Source organism: Pediococcus sp. M21F004, from assembly GCF_051122535.1.
Lineage (GTDB): Bacteria > Bacillota > Bacilli > Lactobacillales > Lactobacillaceae > Pediococcus > Pediococcus inopinatus.
The window spans coordinates 1,522,875-1,538,983 of sequence record NZ_CP177314.1; the positions used below are offsets into that span (position 1 = coordinate 1,522,875).

The following is a 16,109-nucleotide window of genomic DNA, read 5'->3' on the forward strand; positions in this document are numbered from 1 at the left end:
TTATTGGACTCACAGAAGCTAAAGTGGTTGATTACTTGACCATTCTTTGTTCTACTTTTTTAATTTTAAGGTTCGCTAAATTATGAGAAAGAGGATTTTTATAATGAAAAGACAATTAGTTATCGCATCGCATGGTAAGTTAGCAGAAGGCATGAAAAAAACACTTGAATTTATTGCTGGTCAGCAAACCCAACTAACCGTTATGACGGCATATACTGACAATCAACCTATTGAAGAACAGGTTAAAAAAATAATGTCAGAATTTAAACCAGATGAAGAAGTGGTTATTTTTACCGATATGTTAGCTGGAAGTGTTAATCAAAAATTTTTCCCATATCGTTCAAGACCACATACACAAATTGTCACGGGAATGAATTTACCTGTTGTATTAGCAGTAACAATGGAATCGACAGATGATTATTTAACTTCTCAAAAAATGCGAGAACTAATTGATCAGGCACGGCAACAGCTTGTTTACGTTAATGATATTAATATTGAGGCGGATGATGACGATGAATGAGCCAATTAATTGGTGGAAAAAAAGTGTCGTTTACCAAGTATATCCAAAAAGTTTTAATGATTCCGATGGTGATGGAATTGGTGATTTAAATGGTATTACAGAAAAACTTGATTATATTAAAGAATTAGGCGCAGATATTATTTGGCTTAACCCTATCTATGATTCACCACATGTTGATAATGGTTATGATATTGCAAACTATAGAAAAATTGACTCTAGTTTAGGAAACATGTCTGATTTTGATCGGCTTTTACATTTAGCGCATAAAAAAGGATTGAAAATAATGCTAGATTTAGTGGTTAATCATACTTCTGATCAGCATCCGTGGTTTAAAAAAAGTGAAGAGTCAAAAGAGAATTCCTACCATGATTACTATATTTGGAAAGACCCAGTTGATGGCCACGAGCCGAATAACTGGGGCTCTAGTTTTGGTGGATCTACATGGGAATATGTTGAGGCGGTTGACCAGTATTATTTACATTTGTTTGCAAAACAGCAACCAGATTTAAATTGGGAAAATTCCAACGTTCGAAAAGAAGTGCATGATATTATGCGTTTTTGGCTGGATAAGGGAATTGATGGCTTTCGAATGGATGTCATTAACTTAATTTCAAAGAAACCAGGATTTCCAGATGGACCGATTGTTCAAAACAAAAAGTTTGGTGATTATTATTACGGTGCAGCAAATGGTCCTAAAGTTCACGAGTATTTAAAAGAAATGAACCAAGATGTGCTCAGCAAGTATGATATTGTGACAGTTGGAGAGACTCCCCATACTAATGTAGAAGAAGCAGTAAAATACGTTGATAACAGGCGTCATGAATTAGATATGGTATTTCATTTTGATCATATGCATCTTGACTACGGGAAATATGGAAAGTTTTCAACTAAACGCTTCAAATTAGCAGATTTAAAAGCAGTTTTGAGTAAATGGCAGATAGAAATCTCAAATCACCATGGTTGGAATAGCTTATATTGGAGTAACCATGATCAAGCTCGGGCTGTTTCTAGGTTTGGTGATGATGGTGAGCATCGGGTTGCTTCAGCCAAAATGTTGGGAACATTATTGCATATGATGCAAGGTACGCCCTATGTTTATGAAGGTGAGGAAATTGGAATGACCAATCTTCATAATACACAGATTGCTGATTATAATGATTTAGAAACGTTGGACGTTTATCATCGATTCCGCAATGATTATCATTTGTCCGAAGAAGATACAATGAAAGCTATCCACACGAAATCACGTGACAATGCGAGAACACCCATGCAGTGGGATGATAGCAACAATGCCGGATTTTCTACTTCTAATAGTACATGGTTAAAAGTAAATTCTAACTTTAAAAAGATTAATGTTAAACAGTCAAAAAGTGATTCTAATTCTATTTTTTATTACTATCAAAAGTTAATCAAATTAAGACATGAATATCAAATTGTGACAACAGGTAGTTATCAATTATTAGATAAAGAAAATTCAGATATATTTAGTTACGCACGTGTTGGAGATAACACAACACTTTTAGTTATTTGTAATTTTGCTAAGAAAAAAGTTGATTATCTAGTACCATTAGAATTACGTCATATGCAGCATGAGTTATTAATTAGTAATGGTAAAAAAGATGACTGGAATGTGGCAGGAAACATTAATTTAGAGCCGTATGCAGCAAGAGTATACCTAATAAAGACAGCTAACTAAAATTATCCAAGTCGGAGGTTAAAGATGAATTCTGAAAATATTATTCAAGGCAATAGTTATCGATTTACTGTACTAACAGAGCGTTTGGTCCGATTAGAATATTCTGTTAGCGGTCATTTCGAAGATCGAACCACACAAATGGTTCAAAATCGTCAATTTGATAAACCTGATTTTCAAGTTTTTAAAAATCGAAATAACCATCAAATTGAAATTGTGACAAAGTTTGTTCATCTCTATTATGATGGTGGTGAATTTTCGCCGGCAACTTTGTATATTGATGCAGCTTATAATTATGGAACATACATGAGCCGTTGGTATTTTGGTGAAAAAATTAAGAAGAATTTGAAGGGGACTGCCCGGACGCTGGATAAGGCAGATGGTGAGATTCCACTAGAGGACGGGCTAATGACTAAAGACGGCTTTTCTTATTTAGATGATTCGCAGTCTTTTATTCTTGCTGACAATAAATTTGAAGTTAGAGATTTTCCCGAGATGGATTATTACTATTTTGCGTACGGACATGATTTTGAAGGTACTTTAAAGGATTATTATAAATTAACTGGTGCAACACCACTAATACCACGCTATGCGCTTGGAAACTGGTGGAGTCGGTATTGGCCATACACACAAGACACGTACAAGTCACTGTTTGAGCGTTTTAATAAAGAAAAAATTCCGATTTCTGTTGCTGTGATGGATATGGATTGGCATTTAGTTCATGACGTTCCCGCCCGCTTTGGTAGTGGGTGGACAGGTTATACTTGGAACAAAAAGTTGTTTCCTGACCATCGAAAACTGATTCAATGGTTACACGCTCAAGGCAAACATGTGACTGTAAATGATCATCCGGCGGCTGGAATTCGAGCCTTTGAAAAAGCATATCCACAGGTTGCTAAACGATTAGGGTTAAACGTGGATGCTGAGGAACCAGCTTTGTTTGATTTTCAGAATCCAAAGTATCGAGATGCCTATTTTGAAGATGTGCATCGCCCATTGGAGAAAGACGGAATTGATTTTTGGTGGATTGATTGGCAGCAGGGGCAGAATCGAAGCTCGAAACAAGTAGATCCATTATGGTTGCTTAATCATTATGTTTATCATGATAATGATAAACAACATCCTGGTAATGGGCTGACTCTTTCCCGTTATGGAGGGCCTGGAAGTCATCGATATCCACTTGGCTTTTCTGGAGACACTGTTGCGAGTTGGAAGTCTTTGGCATTTCAGCCATACTTTACTGCGACTGCTTCAAATATTGGGTACACTTGGTGGAGCCATGATATTGGTGGTCATATGAAAGGTGCATATGATAGTGAACTAACATTGAGATGGATGCAGTTTGGTGTTTTCAGTCCCATCAATCGCTTGCATAGTTCTGAGAACCCGTTTATGGGTAAAGAGCCTTGGAACTTTGATGAAAATGTGCGTCAACCGATGATGAAATTTTTGCGTTTGCGTAGTTCATTAGTACCGTATTTAGATACTGCTAATTATTTAACTCATCAAGATGGGAAACCTTTAGTTGAGCCTATGTATTATCAAAATCCAGATGATAAAGAAGCTTATGCTGTTCGTAATCAATATTATTTTGGTAGTGAGTTGATAGTTGCACCAATTACGAGTCCAGCTAATGCTGTTACAGAAGAAGCAGAAACCAAAGCATGGCTGCCAAAAGGTAACTGGTATGATTTCTTTACCGGAGTTAAATACGAAGGCGATACTTATGTCAACGTCCACCGATCACAAGATAATTATCCAGTCTTTGTTAAGGCTGGTGGGATTGTGCCATTGAATTCAAATTATATGGAGAATGTTGAAAACTTGCCAGAAAAACTAGATATTCGTGTTTATCCCGGTCAGGCTAATCAATATATCTTAGTAGAGCATCAAGGGAGTTCTGTTGCCAAAACAATATTTGATTTCGATGGTGAAGCTCGGCTGAATATTAACGTGCAAGATGCAAATCATATTATTCCAGAAAATCGAAAGTTTAATATTCTTGCGTGTGGCAATGTAGCAAACGAACATACCCATACTCAGCAAATTGTTTGGAATGAAAATACTAATTCACAGTCTGTCAAACTAGAATTTCAAACAGATAATGAATTGGTTAAATCATTGGTTTTTGAGAAAATACAACATTCTAAAGTTAGTTTTGATTTAAAGAGTGAAATTTGGAAACAACTCGGTAAAGATACTAACGTAGCGCAAAAAGTTAGTTATTTGAATAGTTTAGGAAATGCGAACTTAGCTGCAATGTTGATTGAACTAGTAATTGCCTGATGCAAACAAAAATCTTCCCGTTAAGGAAGATTTTTTTGTTTAATTATTTTTCGTAATTTGTTTCTGGCCAACTCAATTAAGTTGTCTGTTTTTTAGAGTTCTAGTTTTTCTTCTAAAGCTTCAGTCAGTGTTTCGCTGAAATTAATTCCTTTTTCTTTGGCCGCAGTAGCTAAGGACATTGGAATTGTGACATTTTTTCGTACAGTGACATTTTTAGCTTTACGACGGGCAGCTTTCATATCCACACCGATTAGGTTAACAAGTTTACCTGGATTGGATAATTGAACTTGTTCTACAGGCGTAGGCTTTGGATACTTCGAGTAATCTGGAAGCGCAATGGCTAAAGCGTCAGGAGCATTTTTAATGGCTTCCACCAAGGTTTTACCATCAGTGGCAGTATCGGGAATATCCGGAAAAGTAACGGTATAATAGCCATCGTTATTTTCATTATCAAATACGGCTGGATAAACTACATAATTAGGTTTTGTCATAGTTAATTGAATAAGGTGGGATGGGATTAATTTGTTTGTCATTTGAGACCTGCCTGTCTTAGTATTGAACTATATGTTTTCGGGGGAATCGTGGCCTTCTTAGTTGAATATTTAACAGTAACTTTATGACCATGATCATCAATATAGCGATGATGATCACCGATTTGTCGTTCCCCTAGTTCATGAAAATTGTGGGTTTTAAGCAGCTTCAAAACATCTTTTACTTTAATTTGCGACACCTTATATCCTCCTTATACTTCATTATAATACACGTACGTGCATAAAAAACAAGAACCGAGGTGGCTAAACAATAGTTTTAAAATTTATTGAGTTATTACACACCTTCGTTTTAATAATTACGCAAAAATTTTAAATAATAATTTGTACAAAAAAACTGCCAGAAACAAATTACGTTTCCGACAGCTAAATTGGTTGTTATTTTAATCATTTAAAGTAAATTGTAATTTCATTTGAGGTTCGCCCAATGCCAACATTTGGCCAAGCAGCTTATTAGCACGCGCCATTGCAATGGCAGACATTTGGTTATTTACTGATTCAAGATAAGCTGATACATCAGTTTGCTGGTTGTAAGCAGCATCGGTCTTGAGTTGTAAATTACGACAATCAGCAACCGTGTTTTCTTCGAATAAGTTTTCTTGATCCTCATACAAACCAAAGTTATGGTCACCCATTAAAGCAAGCACATTTGTTAACCAGTACATATTTGTAGGGTCACATTCGCCGGTTGTGCTTTGATAAGCAGTAGGCGTGTCGTTAACGTTAGTGTAGAAAGGAACAGGCGCGTTAAACGTGTTAGGACCAAATGCGAGCCAATGAACACCGGCAATTTCAGCTGGGACATCATTACGGATTTGCAGAATGTGCAATTCCTGATTCCGGTTGATTCCAATTGGACGGAATTGTTTTTTCTCATCTTCAGTACCGGTTCCATAAGGATCATAAGGTGTGTTTTGGTAATGAGAACTCAAAACAAACTTCATGTCTTCAACACTGATTTTCTTTTGGGTCCGACAAATGAATGGTAAATCTTGATCAATAGGACTCTCTTCACGCTCCGGATTGAAGTACTTTTGACCATACCAAGCACGGGGGTTATTGTACCGGGTGTCCTTGATAGTAGCACTGCCGAAGATATGACGTAAGTTTACTTGATCTCGGTCCGGATTCAAGTGATTCTTTTCAATTAAATCTGGTAAGTCTGCTGCAAACAAAGTGTCTGCAGAATCAAAGTTATATTGATCAATGTTAAACCGGTTAGGGGCAATGACATAAGCGTCATCAGGGATGCGAATTGCTGCCCAGTGGTGTCCACCGATTGATTCGAAATACCAAACTTCATCTTTATCAGAAAAGGCCATGGCATTCATTTCGTAAGTACCATATTTTTCTAATAAAGCGCCAAGTCGTTTAACACCTTCACGTGCAGAATGAATGTAAGGAAGTGTAATCGTGGTAATATCTTCTTCACCAATTCCGTTGTCTACAAGTGGATCAACGCCCAAAATACGCGAGTTGGAAGTGATGGTTTCAGTAGCTGTCATTGCGACATTTTCACTGTTGATTCCAGCACCTGCCCAAATTCCATGACCATCAGTGGCATCAGGAGTTGAGGTGTAGCGGAGGGGATTATCAGGCAGATCAATTTCAACGGGACTTAAAACTGCTTTGTAATGTTTTGGTTGATCGGCTGGTTTGATCACAACAAACTTCTGGGGATTGAGGGGACCCGCACCGTCTTCATTACGGGCGATCATTGTGGAACCGTCAATCGAAGCTTTTTTACCGACTAAAATTGTTGTACATGAACCTTTAATACGTTTTGTCATAAAAATATCATCTCACTTAATTATTTACTTAATTGTAGGTTATTTGAGTGAAAAATGCGAATGAAGTTTAAGCGAGTAATAACTTCGGCGTTTTTTCATTCCAAGTAGTTAAGAAGTTTTTTTATAATGAATGATATTTCTGATAAAAATAATAGTATATGCGATCCATAAAATTTAGTGATCCAAGTTACCTTATTTGAAAATAAATTGCTGAATTCCGTTAGCCACGCCGTCTTCGCTGTTACTCGTAGAAACAAATTTGGCATATTGTTTTACGTCTTGCGCAGCATTTGCCACCGCGATGGGCAGCCCCACTTTTTTAAACATTGGAATATCATTTTCACCATCGCCAAAAGCCGCCAATTGGTCGTTTTGCAAATTTTCTTCAGTTTGAATTTGGGTGATGGCATTTGCTTTTGTGGCGCTAGTGTCTGTGACTTCAATATATGAATCTCCAGAAGTCATGATATTTACATTTGGCAGGTTCAGCTGTTTTAGATAACTGACCAATTGATTAAATAATACTGGATCAAAACTAATGAGCATAAATTTATAAATAGTTTGGGTTTCATTTGATAAGGAGCTAATCACTGGTGTTTCGTGCATAATGGAAGTTTCAAAGTCAGTTTCCTTGCAGCTTTTATCGGTATACCAAACTGTGTCTGAGTACCAATTCAATGATGCGGCTGGGAATTTTTGATGCACGACTTTGATAATTTCTTGAGCTGTTTGCGGATTGACCGCTTGAGAATAGACTCGCTGATAGGTTGTTGAAGTGGGTTTGTAAATAAGGCCACCGTTAAACGCAACTTGGGTGGTATGGAGATCAAGATCGCGAATAGCAAACTGCATTTCAAATGGCGCTCGTGCAGAAACCAGTGAAACGGGAATAGAAAGGTTTTTAATGACGGAAATGTTCTTTTCACTAATGGATCCGTCGGGACTGAGTAAAGTATTATCCATATCTAAAAAAATGTGTTGAATCATCTAAATTCACGCTTTCATGATTATTAATTTTTATGAAAGATGACGCTTTCATAGCTAAATTGTAGCATTGAAATAATGAAAGAGAAACATTTTTTTGAAAACTATTCAACATAAAAACGACCTTAAGCATGCGCTTAAAGTCGTTTATTTAGATTTTAATTAAGTTATTTTTCTGCAGCTTCAGTAGCTTGTTCTTTCTTAAGTAATACCCGGTCGTAATGACGAATGAATGGGTACCAAACAAGGAATGCAACAAAGGCACAGAAGATAGACAGTACTGCACCTTCCCAGCTAGCAGTAGCGAGAAAGCCACTCAATCCAACTGGTGTTGGCCATGGTTGTTGTAAAATGATCTTTTTAACAAGTCCAGACGTGACTGCAAAGTAACCAATGGTACCAGAGACTAATGGTGCAAAGATGAATGGAATTGCCAACTGAACATTGTAAACGATTGGTAAACCAAACAAGATTGGTTCGTTGATATTAAAGATTGCTGGCACAATTTCAACTTTACCAATACTGCTAAGTTGAGCGGATCTAGCTCTAAACGCTAACCAAATTGCCATGCCTAGTGTTGCACCAGAACCACCAATAATAACAAAGGCATTCATGGGATCGCCGGCAAAGAAATGGTTAGCACCATTAACGTTGGCAGCCATGTTAGCCAAAACAATTGGTGTGTAGAATGAACTCATGATTGTGGCACCATGAATACCGAACCACCAGAGCAAATGGATCAAGAAGATAATGACCAAGAAGCCCCAGAATGTATCGGCAATGTTGCTGATAAATGAAAATGGAATGTAAAGTACCTTGAACAAATCAGTGCCAAGCATAACTAAGATTAAGTTAATGCCACCCACGATAAAAGCGACACAAAAGCCTGGAATTAAAGCACTGAATGAGTTTGCAACTCCAGCAGGTACTGAGTCTGGCATTTTAATTCGCCAGTTATGTTTAATTGTAAACCGGTAAATTTGAACTGTTAACCAGCCAACAACCAAACCAGTAAAGATACCTACAGATGCAATTCGAGTGATACCACCGGCGGAAACGGCGTAACCACCACCAATGATATTTAGTTTGTTTAATGATTGGACAAATTGAATACTGCCATCTTTCCAAACTAATTGTGGAACTGTGATGAACATTGCCATTAAGAACATCATCAGTCCGTTTACAGGGTCAACATCAATTTTTTCTTCATCACGATAGATTTTCGTATATGTGTAGGTGAAAGTCCCAGAAAAGACTAATGCCAAAATTCCCATTGTGGAATTATAGATTACTTGAAACATATTGGAAAAGCGGCCAATTGTTCCTGCATACCAGGCCGCAAAACCAGGAATTGGAAAAGCTTGAGGCAAAACAGTTAAAATCAAGAAAATAGCCCCAATAATAGAAAATGTAATAACACTATATCCGGCTGCCATGATAGCACGTACAAACCGTGAACCAGAAAACTTACCGACAGCATTACCGAATTTATCTTTAAATGACGTAAGTTTGTTCAGCCATATTTATCCCTCCAAAATTGATAAGGATGAGAAACAAGAGTACTGGAAAACTAACATTCATGTCAGACTGATATTTCTCATCCTTTTAAATTGATTGGTGATATTGTAAAATCTCATCTAAATTGGTCTATTTCAAAGTTGCTTAATTACTATGAAAAGCATTAGCCGAACGACCTAATTAGCGAAACTTTCTGAAATATCTGTAAAGATTAATTGCTTGATACATGAAAAAGTTGAAAGTGAGAACCATTTTTAAGAATTATAATAATAACAAAAGTTTTAATGAATATATAAAATGAAAAATCCTTTAAAATGGGGCTTATCACCGCGCTCTAATCGATTTTTGCTTATGTTTTCAAATATATCGCCTCCTAACAATGGTAGCGCTAACATTTACTAAACAAGTTCATTCTAATCTATTGATTTTCAGTTTGCAAGTGGTTTATTTACATTCTTTCAAACGTTTCATAAAAGTGTGAAGGCTTTTTTCTTATTTAAGTACGTTTAATTGGTCTATCAATTGTCAGACAAATTGAAATCTTTAAAAAAATCATTGATAGCTGGACTGACTGATTATTTCTTGAGTAAAATAATGTTGGGCAAATCGTTCGCATTCATTAATTTAAGCTCGTTATAATTGGGTTACGATGAATTTAACTCAACTCAACATAAGGAGACTATTTATGGCGTACAAATCAGTTAATCCCTACACGAACGAGACGTTAAACGAATACGAGAATGCGACAGACAATGAAATCGAATCTGCACTGCAAACAGCAACGGATTTGGCACAGGCTTGGGAAAATGTTTCAATCAGCGAACGAGCAAGCGTGCTCCATGCAGTAGCTAGCCAATTACGTAATGAGAAACAGGCAATGGCTGAAGTGATGACCAGCGAAATGGGAAAACTTATTGGTGAATCAGAGGAAGAAGTTGATTTGTGCGCGACAATTGCGGATTATTTTGCTGATCACGCAGAAGAATTTATGCAGCCGATAGAAATTGAAACTAAAGATGCTAAAGCAACGGTTTTAAAACAGGCTTTCGGACCAATTTTGGCGTGTGAGCCTTGGAACTTTCCGTTATATCAAGTGATGCGGATTTTTGCGCCTAATTTTATGGTTGGAAATCCGGTCATTTTGAAACACGCGTCGATTGTACCTGGATCAGCACGTAAAATAGCGCAAATTGTCGAAGATGCAGGTGCACCAGAAGGCAGTTTGATCAATTTATTCTTAGATTACGATCAAATCGCTGATATTATTGCTGATTCGAGAATCACTGGGGTTGCATTGACGGGATCCGAACGGGGCGGTAAGTCGGTCGCAAAAGCAGCTGGTGAAAATCTGAAAAAGTCTACATTAGAGTTAGGTGGTAATGATGCTTTTGTGGTGTTAGAAGATGTAGATATCAGTCTATTAAACAAAATCGCGCCAGCGGCAAGGCTTGCTAACTCTGGGCAAACTTGCACGGCTTCCAAACGGTTTATTGTGCCAGATGCGCTTTACGATGACTTTGTGGATGCATTGATTGTGAGTTTTTCTGAAATGAAAATGGGCGACCCAATGGATCGAACAACTTCATTAGCACCGATGTCGTCGGAACATGGCCGAGAAAAGCTTCAAAAACAAGTTGATGAGGCGATCGCAAATGGTGCTAAAGTTGCTTACGGGGATGAACCAGTTCAAGCAGAAGGTCAATTTTTCATGCCAACAATCTTGACCGATGTGACACCAGAAAACCCGATTTTTGATGAAGAATTGTTTGGCCCGGTTGCCCAAGTTTTCCGAGTTCATTCAGAAGAAGAAGCAATTCAGCTCGCCAATAATTCTCAATATGGTTTGGGAAGTGTTGTGATGTCATCTGATTTGAAACATGCTGAAGAGGTGGCTAGTCAAATCAAAGCCGGCATGACATTTGTGAATCATGGTTGGACAAGTTTACCAGAATTGCCGTTTGGTGGTGTTCGCAACTCCGGCTATGGTCGTGAATTGAGCAAACAAGGATTGATGACGTTTGTGAATGAGCATTTGATTTATACAACAGAACCTAAAGAATAATTTGGGTAAACTTTGTTGACACTATTCTTGGCGTCTGTATACTCTTAGATAGAGAAGAAACAAGTGAAAGACGTTAAAAGAGGAGTAACTATGACAAATAATGTGACGGTTGTTGGAAGCTTGAATATGGATATTCACATTCCAGTTGCGCATATCCCTTTGCAGGGAGAAACATTGAGTTTATTAAAGCCAAGTAGTCAAGCTGCAGGCGGAAAAGGTGCTAATCAGGCCGTTGCAGCACAACGATTAGGTGCTTCCGTCCATTTCATCGGGGCAGTTGGTAAAGATGATGCCGGGCAATTTTTGTTGAATAAATGTAAAAACGAGGGTATCGATGTTAGTGGTATCCGTGTTTTGTCAGAAGCCAATACTGGGCAGGCCTTTATCATTTTGGAACCCGATGGTCATAACTCGATTATGGTGGAAGGCGGTGCCAATAAATTAGGCACGGTTGAAAATGTTAATAATGATTTAGTGAATATTCAGCGTTCACAAATTTTAGTGGCTCAATTGGAAACCAATTTAGAGCCGATTATTGCGGCGTTTTCGGCGGCTAAAAAAGCTGGCGTTTTAACCATTTTGAATCCTGCTCCTGCATTGCCAGAATTACCAGCAGAATTAATCCAATTAACAGATATGATTACCCCCAATGAAACCGAGGCAGCGACTTTGACCAATTTGAAGGTTGAAACGGCAGAGGATTGTGAAAAAGCCGCTGAAAAGTTTCGCCAAATGGGCATTGCTAATACGGTAATTACACTTGGTTCGCGTGGCGTTTACTATCATGTAAACAATAAATCAGATCTGATCCCAGCACATAAGGTAAAACCGGTCGATACAACCGCTGCTGGTGACACGTTTATTGGCGCATTGGCTGCCCAGATGGTGCCAGATTTGAGTAACATTGCAGAAGCCATTGAGTTTGCCAATCTGGCTTCTTCGTTAACGGTCCAAAAAGAGGGTGCAATGGACTCAATTCCGACTTATGAAGCAGTTGTCAAAAACTAACTATTTAATTATTTCGTGAACCGCTTCCCAGTTTTTTAAGAAAGTAGGCAGAAGATGAAATTAATAGATACTAAGTATATTAAAGTAGAAGTGCCTCAGAAAAAATCGAGTTGGATCGGTTTGTTAATTTGGATTAGTTTTATGATTCTGACAAGAATGTTACGGAAAAAGTTTAAATAATAAGAAAAACTAGAATGAATCTGAGGAGCAAATCAGAGTTCATTCTAGTTTTTTATTTATTGAATTAATGCCATTTGGATAAAAGTGACCGGAGTTCCAAAGGATCGAGCCTCACGTTCACCGGTTTTTTTGAAACCGAGTTGTTGGAGGAGATAAATGGCCCGGTCATTAAAATTAGCAACCTTTAAGGTGATTTTTCCAAAGTAGTGATAACGTTGTTGCCCAAAAGCAATACATTGTTGGACAAATTGTTTACCATAGCCTTTTCCAGTGTCTTCGGGTCGAATTCCAAAGCCAATTTCCAGGATTCCATTATGAAATTGGTATTCGTAAATGCCAAACAAATTTTCATGATCATCTAAAATTGCGTAGTAATCATTGGTGCTTGTTGAAAGTTCATTTAGAAGTTCGGTTCGGCTAACGGAAACCGGAAAATTATAAAATGTATACGGTTCTGGATATCGCCAATCTAAATATGTAGCGGCATGTTGGGTCGTCATTTTTACGATGTGGGCCATCATTATCACTCCCTTTTACCTTTCAAGCATACGCTATGTTAAACACTTTTCCTAGCGTTAACGAGTATATTAAAAGGCAATCGCTTATTTTTTCGTTCGTTGCCCGATCACGATTGTTAACACAATCAGAACTGCTCCCAAAACCAGACATAGTATGTTTACCCACTGCATTGGAAATGGCCGGATGATGCCGATGACAATAACTAAAATGGCCGCCGCAATTTGACGTTGGTACATTTTACTAGACATTTAGACACACTTCTTTCTGTTACTTATATTTTAACAGGTTGAACCTTATTAATCGACCTTCCTCTAGAAAACGTATACAATTTAAACTAGTGGTAATAAAAATAAAGAAATGAGGTAACATAATGTCAGTTTTAACAGATACATTTGAATTAGCAAACAGCGTCAAGATTCCTAAAGTTGGGTTTGGTACTTGGCAGACACCGGCTGGAGATGTGGCTTATCAAGCGGTTTTGAATGCCCTCAAAGTTGGATACCGTCATATTGATACAGCAAAAGCATATGGAAACGAGGCCGATGTTGGTCGTGCTGTTCGTGATTCGGGAATTGCCCGAGATCAAATTTTTGTAACCTCTAAATTACCTGCACAAACAAAAACTTATGATGGTGCAATGGCAGACTTCGAAAGCACTTTTAACAAACTAGACATTGATTATGTTGATCTTTATTTGGTCCATGCCCCATGGCCTTGGAGTCAGGTTGGTAAAGACTGTGATAAAGAAAACGTGGAAGTTTGGCGTGCAATGCAAGATATTTATGCAAGTGGCCGTGTGAAAGCAATTGGAGTTTCCAATTTTAACGTTCATGATCTTAAAAATGTGCTGGCTGATGCAAAAGTAAAGCCAATGGTTAACCAGATTCAGTATTACGTTGGTTATACGGAACCCAAGATCACGAGTTTCGCAAAAGAAAACGGGATCTTAGTTGAGGCATATTCACCATTAGCAACAGGTGGGTTGTTGAAAAACGATCAAATGCTGACTTTAGCTAAGAAATACGATGTTGAAGTAGCTCAGTTAGCTTTACGCTTCTGTCTACAAAATGGTATTTTACCCTTACCAAAGGCAGTGGGCCAATCACATATTGAAGACAACGCTAAATTAGACTTTGAGATTAGCGAAGAAGATATGAAGACTTTGAATCAGATGCCAGATACGGCCCCTGAACATTCGCATAATTCAACGCAAGGATAAAATTAAAAATAAATTAAAAAACTGTTGACATTCTCATTTTCGAACCGCATAATAGCGATATTCAAAGAAGAGGAGATGGCACAAATGCAGAATTCAAAATTAATTGTTATTATTACAGTGATTAGCGTGATTAAGATGAATACCGATGTGTCGACTTCCTTTTCTTGCTGATTCAACTTGAGTTAGACAGTTTTGCGGCCATCGGTTAGGAAATTTCCTAGCTGGTGGCCTTTTTATTTTTGAAAGAAGGAATTGATTATGAAAAATGGCACCCACATTTTAACGCTTGATAATGGCTATCATTTGTTTACGAGAACAGTTGGTGAAGGAAAGATTAACCTCTTATGTTTGCATGGTGGGCCAGGCGGTACCCATGAAGAGTTCGAACAGTTTGATAAACATTTAAAGGAGCTGGGCGTGCGAGTTTCCATGTATGATCAACTAGGCTCGTATTTCTCGGATCAGCCAGATTTTAGTGATCCTAAAGTGCGTGATAAATATTTAACGTTTGATTATTACATAGATGAAATTGAAGAGGTTCGTCAAAAACTTGGTTTGGATCAGTTTTATTTGTTAGGTCATTCTTGGGGTGGCTTGATTGCCCAAGAGTATGCCCTGAAATACGGCCAACATCTCAAAGGGCTCATTATTATGAGTATGATTGACAACATTGCTGAATATACAGTTCACGTTAATCAGCTTAGACGAGAAACTTTATCACAAGCACAAGTTTCCTACATGGAAGGAATTGAGGCTGCGGAAGCATTTGATGATCCGGAATATCAATATTTAGTGCATATTTTGGATAGTCATTTTTCAATGCGCAATAAAGAAGCTGCCCAGAAACGGACTGGCGGTCATTTGGCAACGGCAGTTTATAATTATTTTCAAGGTAATAATGAGTTTGTGATGGTTGGAAAGTTAAATGGCTGGGATGTCCGCGATCGTCTTCACGAAATTAAAACGCCCACACTTTTGACGTTTGGTGATCATGACACCATGCCATTGGACACAGGACGACGGATGCAACAAACCTTGCCTAATGCGCGTTTTGTCCTGACTCCCAACAGTGGTCATTCACATAGTAGAGATAATCCGGCAGCTTTTTTTCAGAATCTAAAAACTTACTTAAATGATGTCGAAAAAGGAACATTTACGGCCTATTAAATTTAAAATCCACGCAAACTTATTTTCTAGTTTACGTGGATTGTTGAAATTATAGATTAACTGATATGATTTTCACTTGATAAGTTTCGTCGGGAGCATTAACGGTAACCACATCATCGACGGTTTTATTTAACAAAGCTGATCCAAGGGGAGAGACGAGAGAAATCTTGTTGGTTTTAATGTCGGCCTCCTGCTTGCCTACAAGTTGATAGGTCATTTGGTCATGATCTTCGACAAACTCAATCGTGATTTTTTTGCCAATTTCGACAATTTGATTATCGGTTGGATGGGTAATTTTAGAATATTGAAGTTGTTTGTTCAAAAAATGGAGGCGGCTTTCAAGTTGTCGCAGATCCCGTTTTGAAAAAGTGTATTCAGCATTTTCAGAACGATCACCTAACGCTGCAGCAGCGGCCAATCGTTTTGTTAATGCAGGACGCTTAGCCTTTAAAGCTTCAATTTCATTTTCGATTTCATGGTAACCAGCTGCGGTAATTTTATTGAAATAGGGTTCTGACATAGTTTCCTCTTTTACTGATTTAGTTGCCTTTATTCTACTATGTTGTGGAGTGAAGGGCTAGTGTTTTGTAGGACAGCTCCTTAAGACAACTTCAT

Annotated in this window: 15 protein-coding genes; 7 read left to right on the forward strand and 8 right to left on the reverse strand. The window is 37.8% G+C overall.

Annotated elements, in window-relative coordinates; all coding sequences use genetic code 11:
* Window positions 1-103: 103 nt before the first annotated feature.
* Genes ACLHK8_RS07720 through ACLHK8_RS07730 form a run of 3 tightly spaced genes read left to right on the forward strand, consistent with a single transcriptional unit; the run spans window position 104 to window position 4,499 of the window.
* Window positions 104-520 carry a PTS sugar transporter subunit IIA gene (locus ACLHK8_RS07720; RefSeq protein ID WP_057773942.1) on the forward strand — a complete coding sequence of 139 codons (417 nt, stop codon included), beginning with the start codon at window positions 104-106 and terminating at the stop codon, window positions 518-520.
* The gene (locus ACLHK8_RS07725; RefSeq protein ID WP_434520278.1) at window positions 513-2,216 is read left to right on the forward strand and encodes a glycoside hydrolase family 13 protein; all 1,704 of its coding nucleotides are present in this window, start codon (window positions 513-515) and stop codon (window positions 2,214-2,216) included. The genes ACLHK8_RS07720 and ACLHK8_RS07725 overlap by 8 nt, the downstream gene beginning before the upstream one ends.
* A 24-nt stretch (window positions 2,217-2,240) precedes the next feature.
* On the forward strand, window positions 2,241-4,499 hold the full coding sequence (locus tag ACLHK8_RS07730; protein WP_434520279.1) for a TIM-barrel domain-containing protein: 2,259 nt from the start codon (window positions 2,241-2,243) through the stop codon (window positions 4,497-4,499).
* A gap of 92 nt (window positions 4,500-4,591) precedes the next feature.
* Here ACLHK8_RS07730 and ACLHK8_RS07735 read toward each other — a convergent pair whose 3' ends face one another.
* The 5 genes from ACLHK8_RS07735 to celB all read right to left on the reverse strand — a co-directional run bounded on the left by ACLHK8_RS07735 (window position 4,592) and on the right by celB (window position 9,338).
* Entirely contained in the window at window positions 4,592-5,032 is a 441-nt protein-coding gene (locus ACLHK8_RS07735) for a type II toxin-antitoxin system HicB family antitoxin (RefSeq protein ID WP_231908624.1), read from the reverse strand.
* The gene (locus ACLHK8_RS07740) at window positions 5,029-5,229 is read right to left on the reverse strand and encodes a type II toxin-antitoxin system HicA family toxin (protein WP_057773948.1); all 201 of its coding nucleotides are present in this window, start codon (window positions 5,227-5,229) and stop codon (window positions 5,029-5,031) included. Before ACLHK8_RS07740 ends, ACLHK8_RS07735 begins: the two co-directional genes overlap by 4 nt.
* Window positions 5,230-5,430: 201 nt before the next feature.
* Window positions 5,431-6,837, reverse strand: a complete 1,407-nt coding sequence (locus tag ACLHK8_RS07745) for a C69 family dipeptidase (RefSeq protein ID WP_057773950.1) — start codon at window positions 6,835-6,837, stop codon at window positions 5,431-5,433.
* Between the two features lie 192 nt (window positions 6,838-7,029).
* On the reverse strand, window positions 7,030-7,824 hold the full coding sequence (locus tag ACLHK8_RS07750) for an HAD family hydrolase (protein ID WP_434520280.1): 795 nt from the start codon (window positions 7,822-7,824) through the stop codon (window positions 7,030-7,032).
* Between the two features lie 164 nt (window positions 7,825-7,988).
* Entirely contained in the window at window positions 7,989-9,338 is a 1,350-nt protein-coding gene (celB, locus tag ACLHK8_RS07755; RefSeq protein WP_434520492.1) for a PTS cellobiose transporter subunit IIC, read from the reverse strand.
* Between the two features lie 686 nt (window positions 9,339-10,024).
* On the opposite strand from celB, the gene ACLHK8_RS07760 reads away from it, so the two are divergent.
* Window positions 10,025-11,401, forward strand: a complete 1,377-nt coding sequence (locus ACLHK8_RS07760; RefSeq protein WP_057773957.1) for an NAD-dependent succinate-semialdehyde dehydrogenase — start codon at window positions 10,025-10,027, stop codon at window positions 11,399-11,401.
* Window positions 11,402-11,491: 90 nt separating this feature from the next.
* Window positions 11,492-12,409, forward strand: a complete 918-nt coding sequence (gene rbsK / locus ACLHK8_RS07765) for a ribokinase (protein WP_057773960.1) — start codon at window positions 11,492-11,494, stop codon at window positions 12,407-12,409.
* Between the two features lie 236 nt (window positions 12,410-12,645).
* On the opposite strand, the gene ACLHK8_RS07770 is transcribed toward rbsK, so the two are convergent.
* Entirely contained in the window at window positions 12,646-13,107 is a 462-nt protein-coding gene (locus tag ACLHK8_RS07770; protein WP_057773962.1) for a GNAT family N-acetyltransferase, read from the reverse strand.
* Window positions 13,108-13,191: 84 nt separating this feature from the next.
* A complete protein-coding gene (locus ACLHK8_RS07775) occupies window positions 13,192-13,356 on the reverse strand; it encodes a hypothetical protein (protein WP_156406523.1) in 165 nt (54 codons plus the stop codon).
* A gap of 122 nt (window positions 13,357-13,478) precedes the next feature.
* Here ACLHK8_RS07775 and ACLHK8_RS07780 point away from each other — a divergent pair, with 122 nt between their 5' ends.
* Together ACLHK8_RS07780 and ACLHK8_RS07785 are read left to right on the forward strand one after the other, a co-directional pair.
* Window positions 13,479-14,327, forward strand: a complete 849-nt coding sequence (locus tag ACLHK8_RS07780; RefSeq protein ID WP_057773964.1) for an aldo/keto reductase — start codon at window positions 13,479-13,481, stop codon at window positions 14,325-14,327.
* A gap of 258 nt (window positions 14,328-14,585) precedes the next feature.
* Window positions 14,586-15,494, forward strand: a complete 909-nt coding sequence (locus ACLHK8_RS07785; protein WP_063698584.1) for a proline iminopeptidase-family hydrolase — start codon at window positions 14,586-14,588, stop codon at window positions 15,492-15,494.
* 49 nt (window positions 15,495-15,543) lie between these two features.
* On the opposite strand, the gene greA is transcribed toward ACLHK8_RS07785, so the two are convergent.
* Window positions 15,544-16,014, reverse strand: coding sequence for a transcription elongation factor GreA (greA, locus tag ACLHK8_RS07790; RefSeq protein ID WP_063698582.1), 471 nt, complete (start codon window positions 16,012-16,014; stop codon window positions 15,544-15,546).
* Window positions 16,015-16,109: the final 95 nt, after the last annotated feature.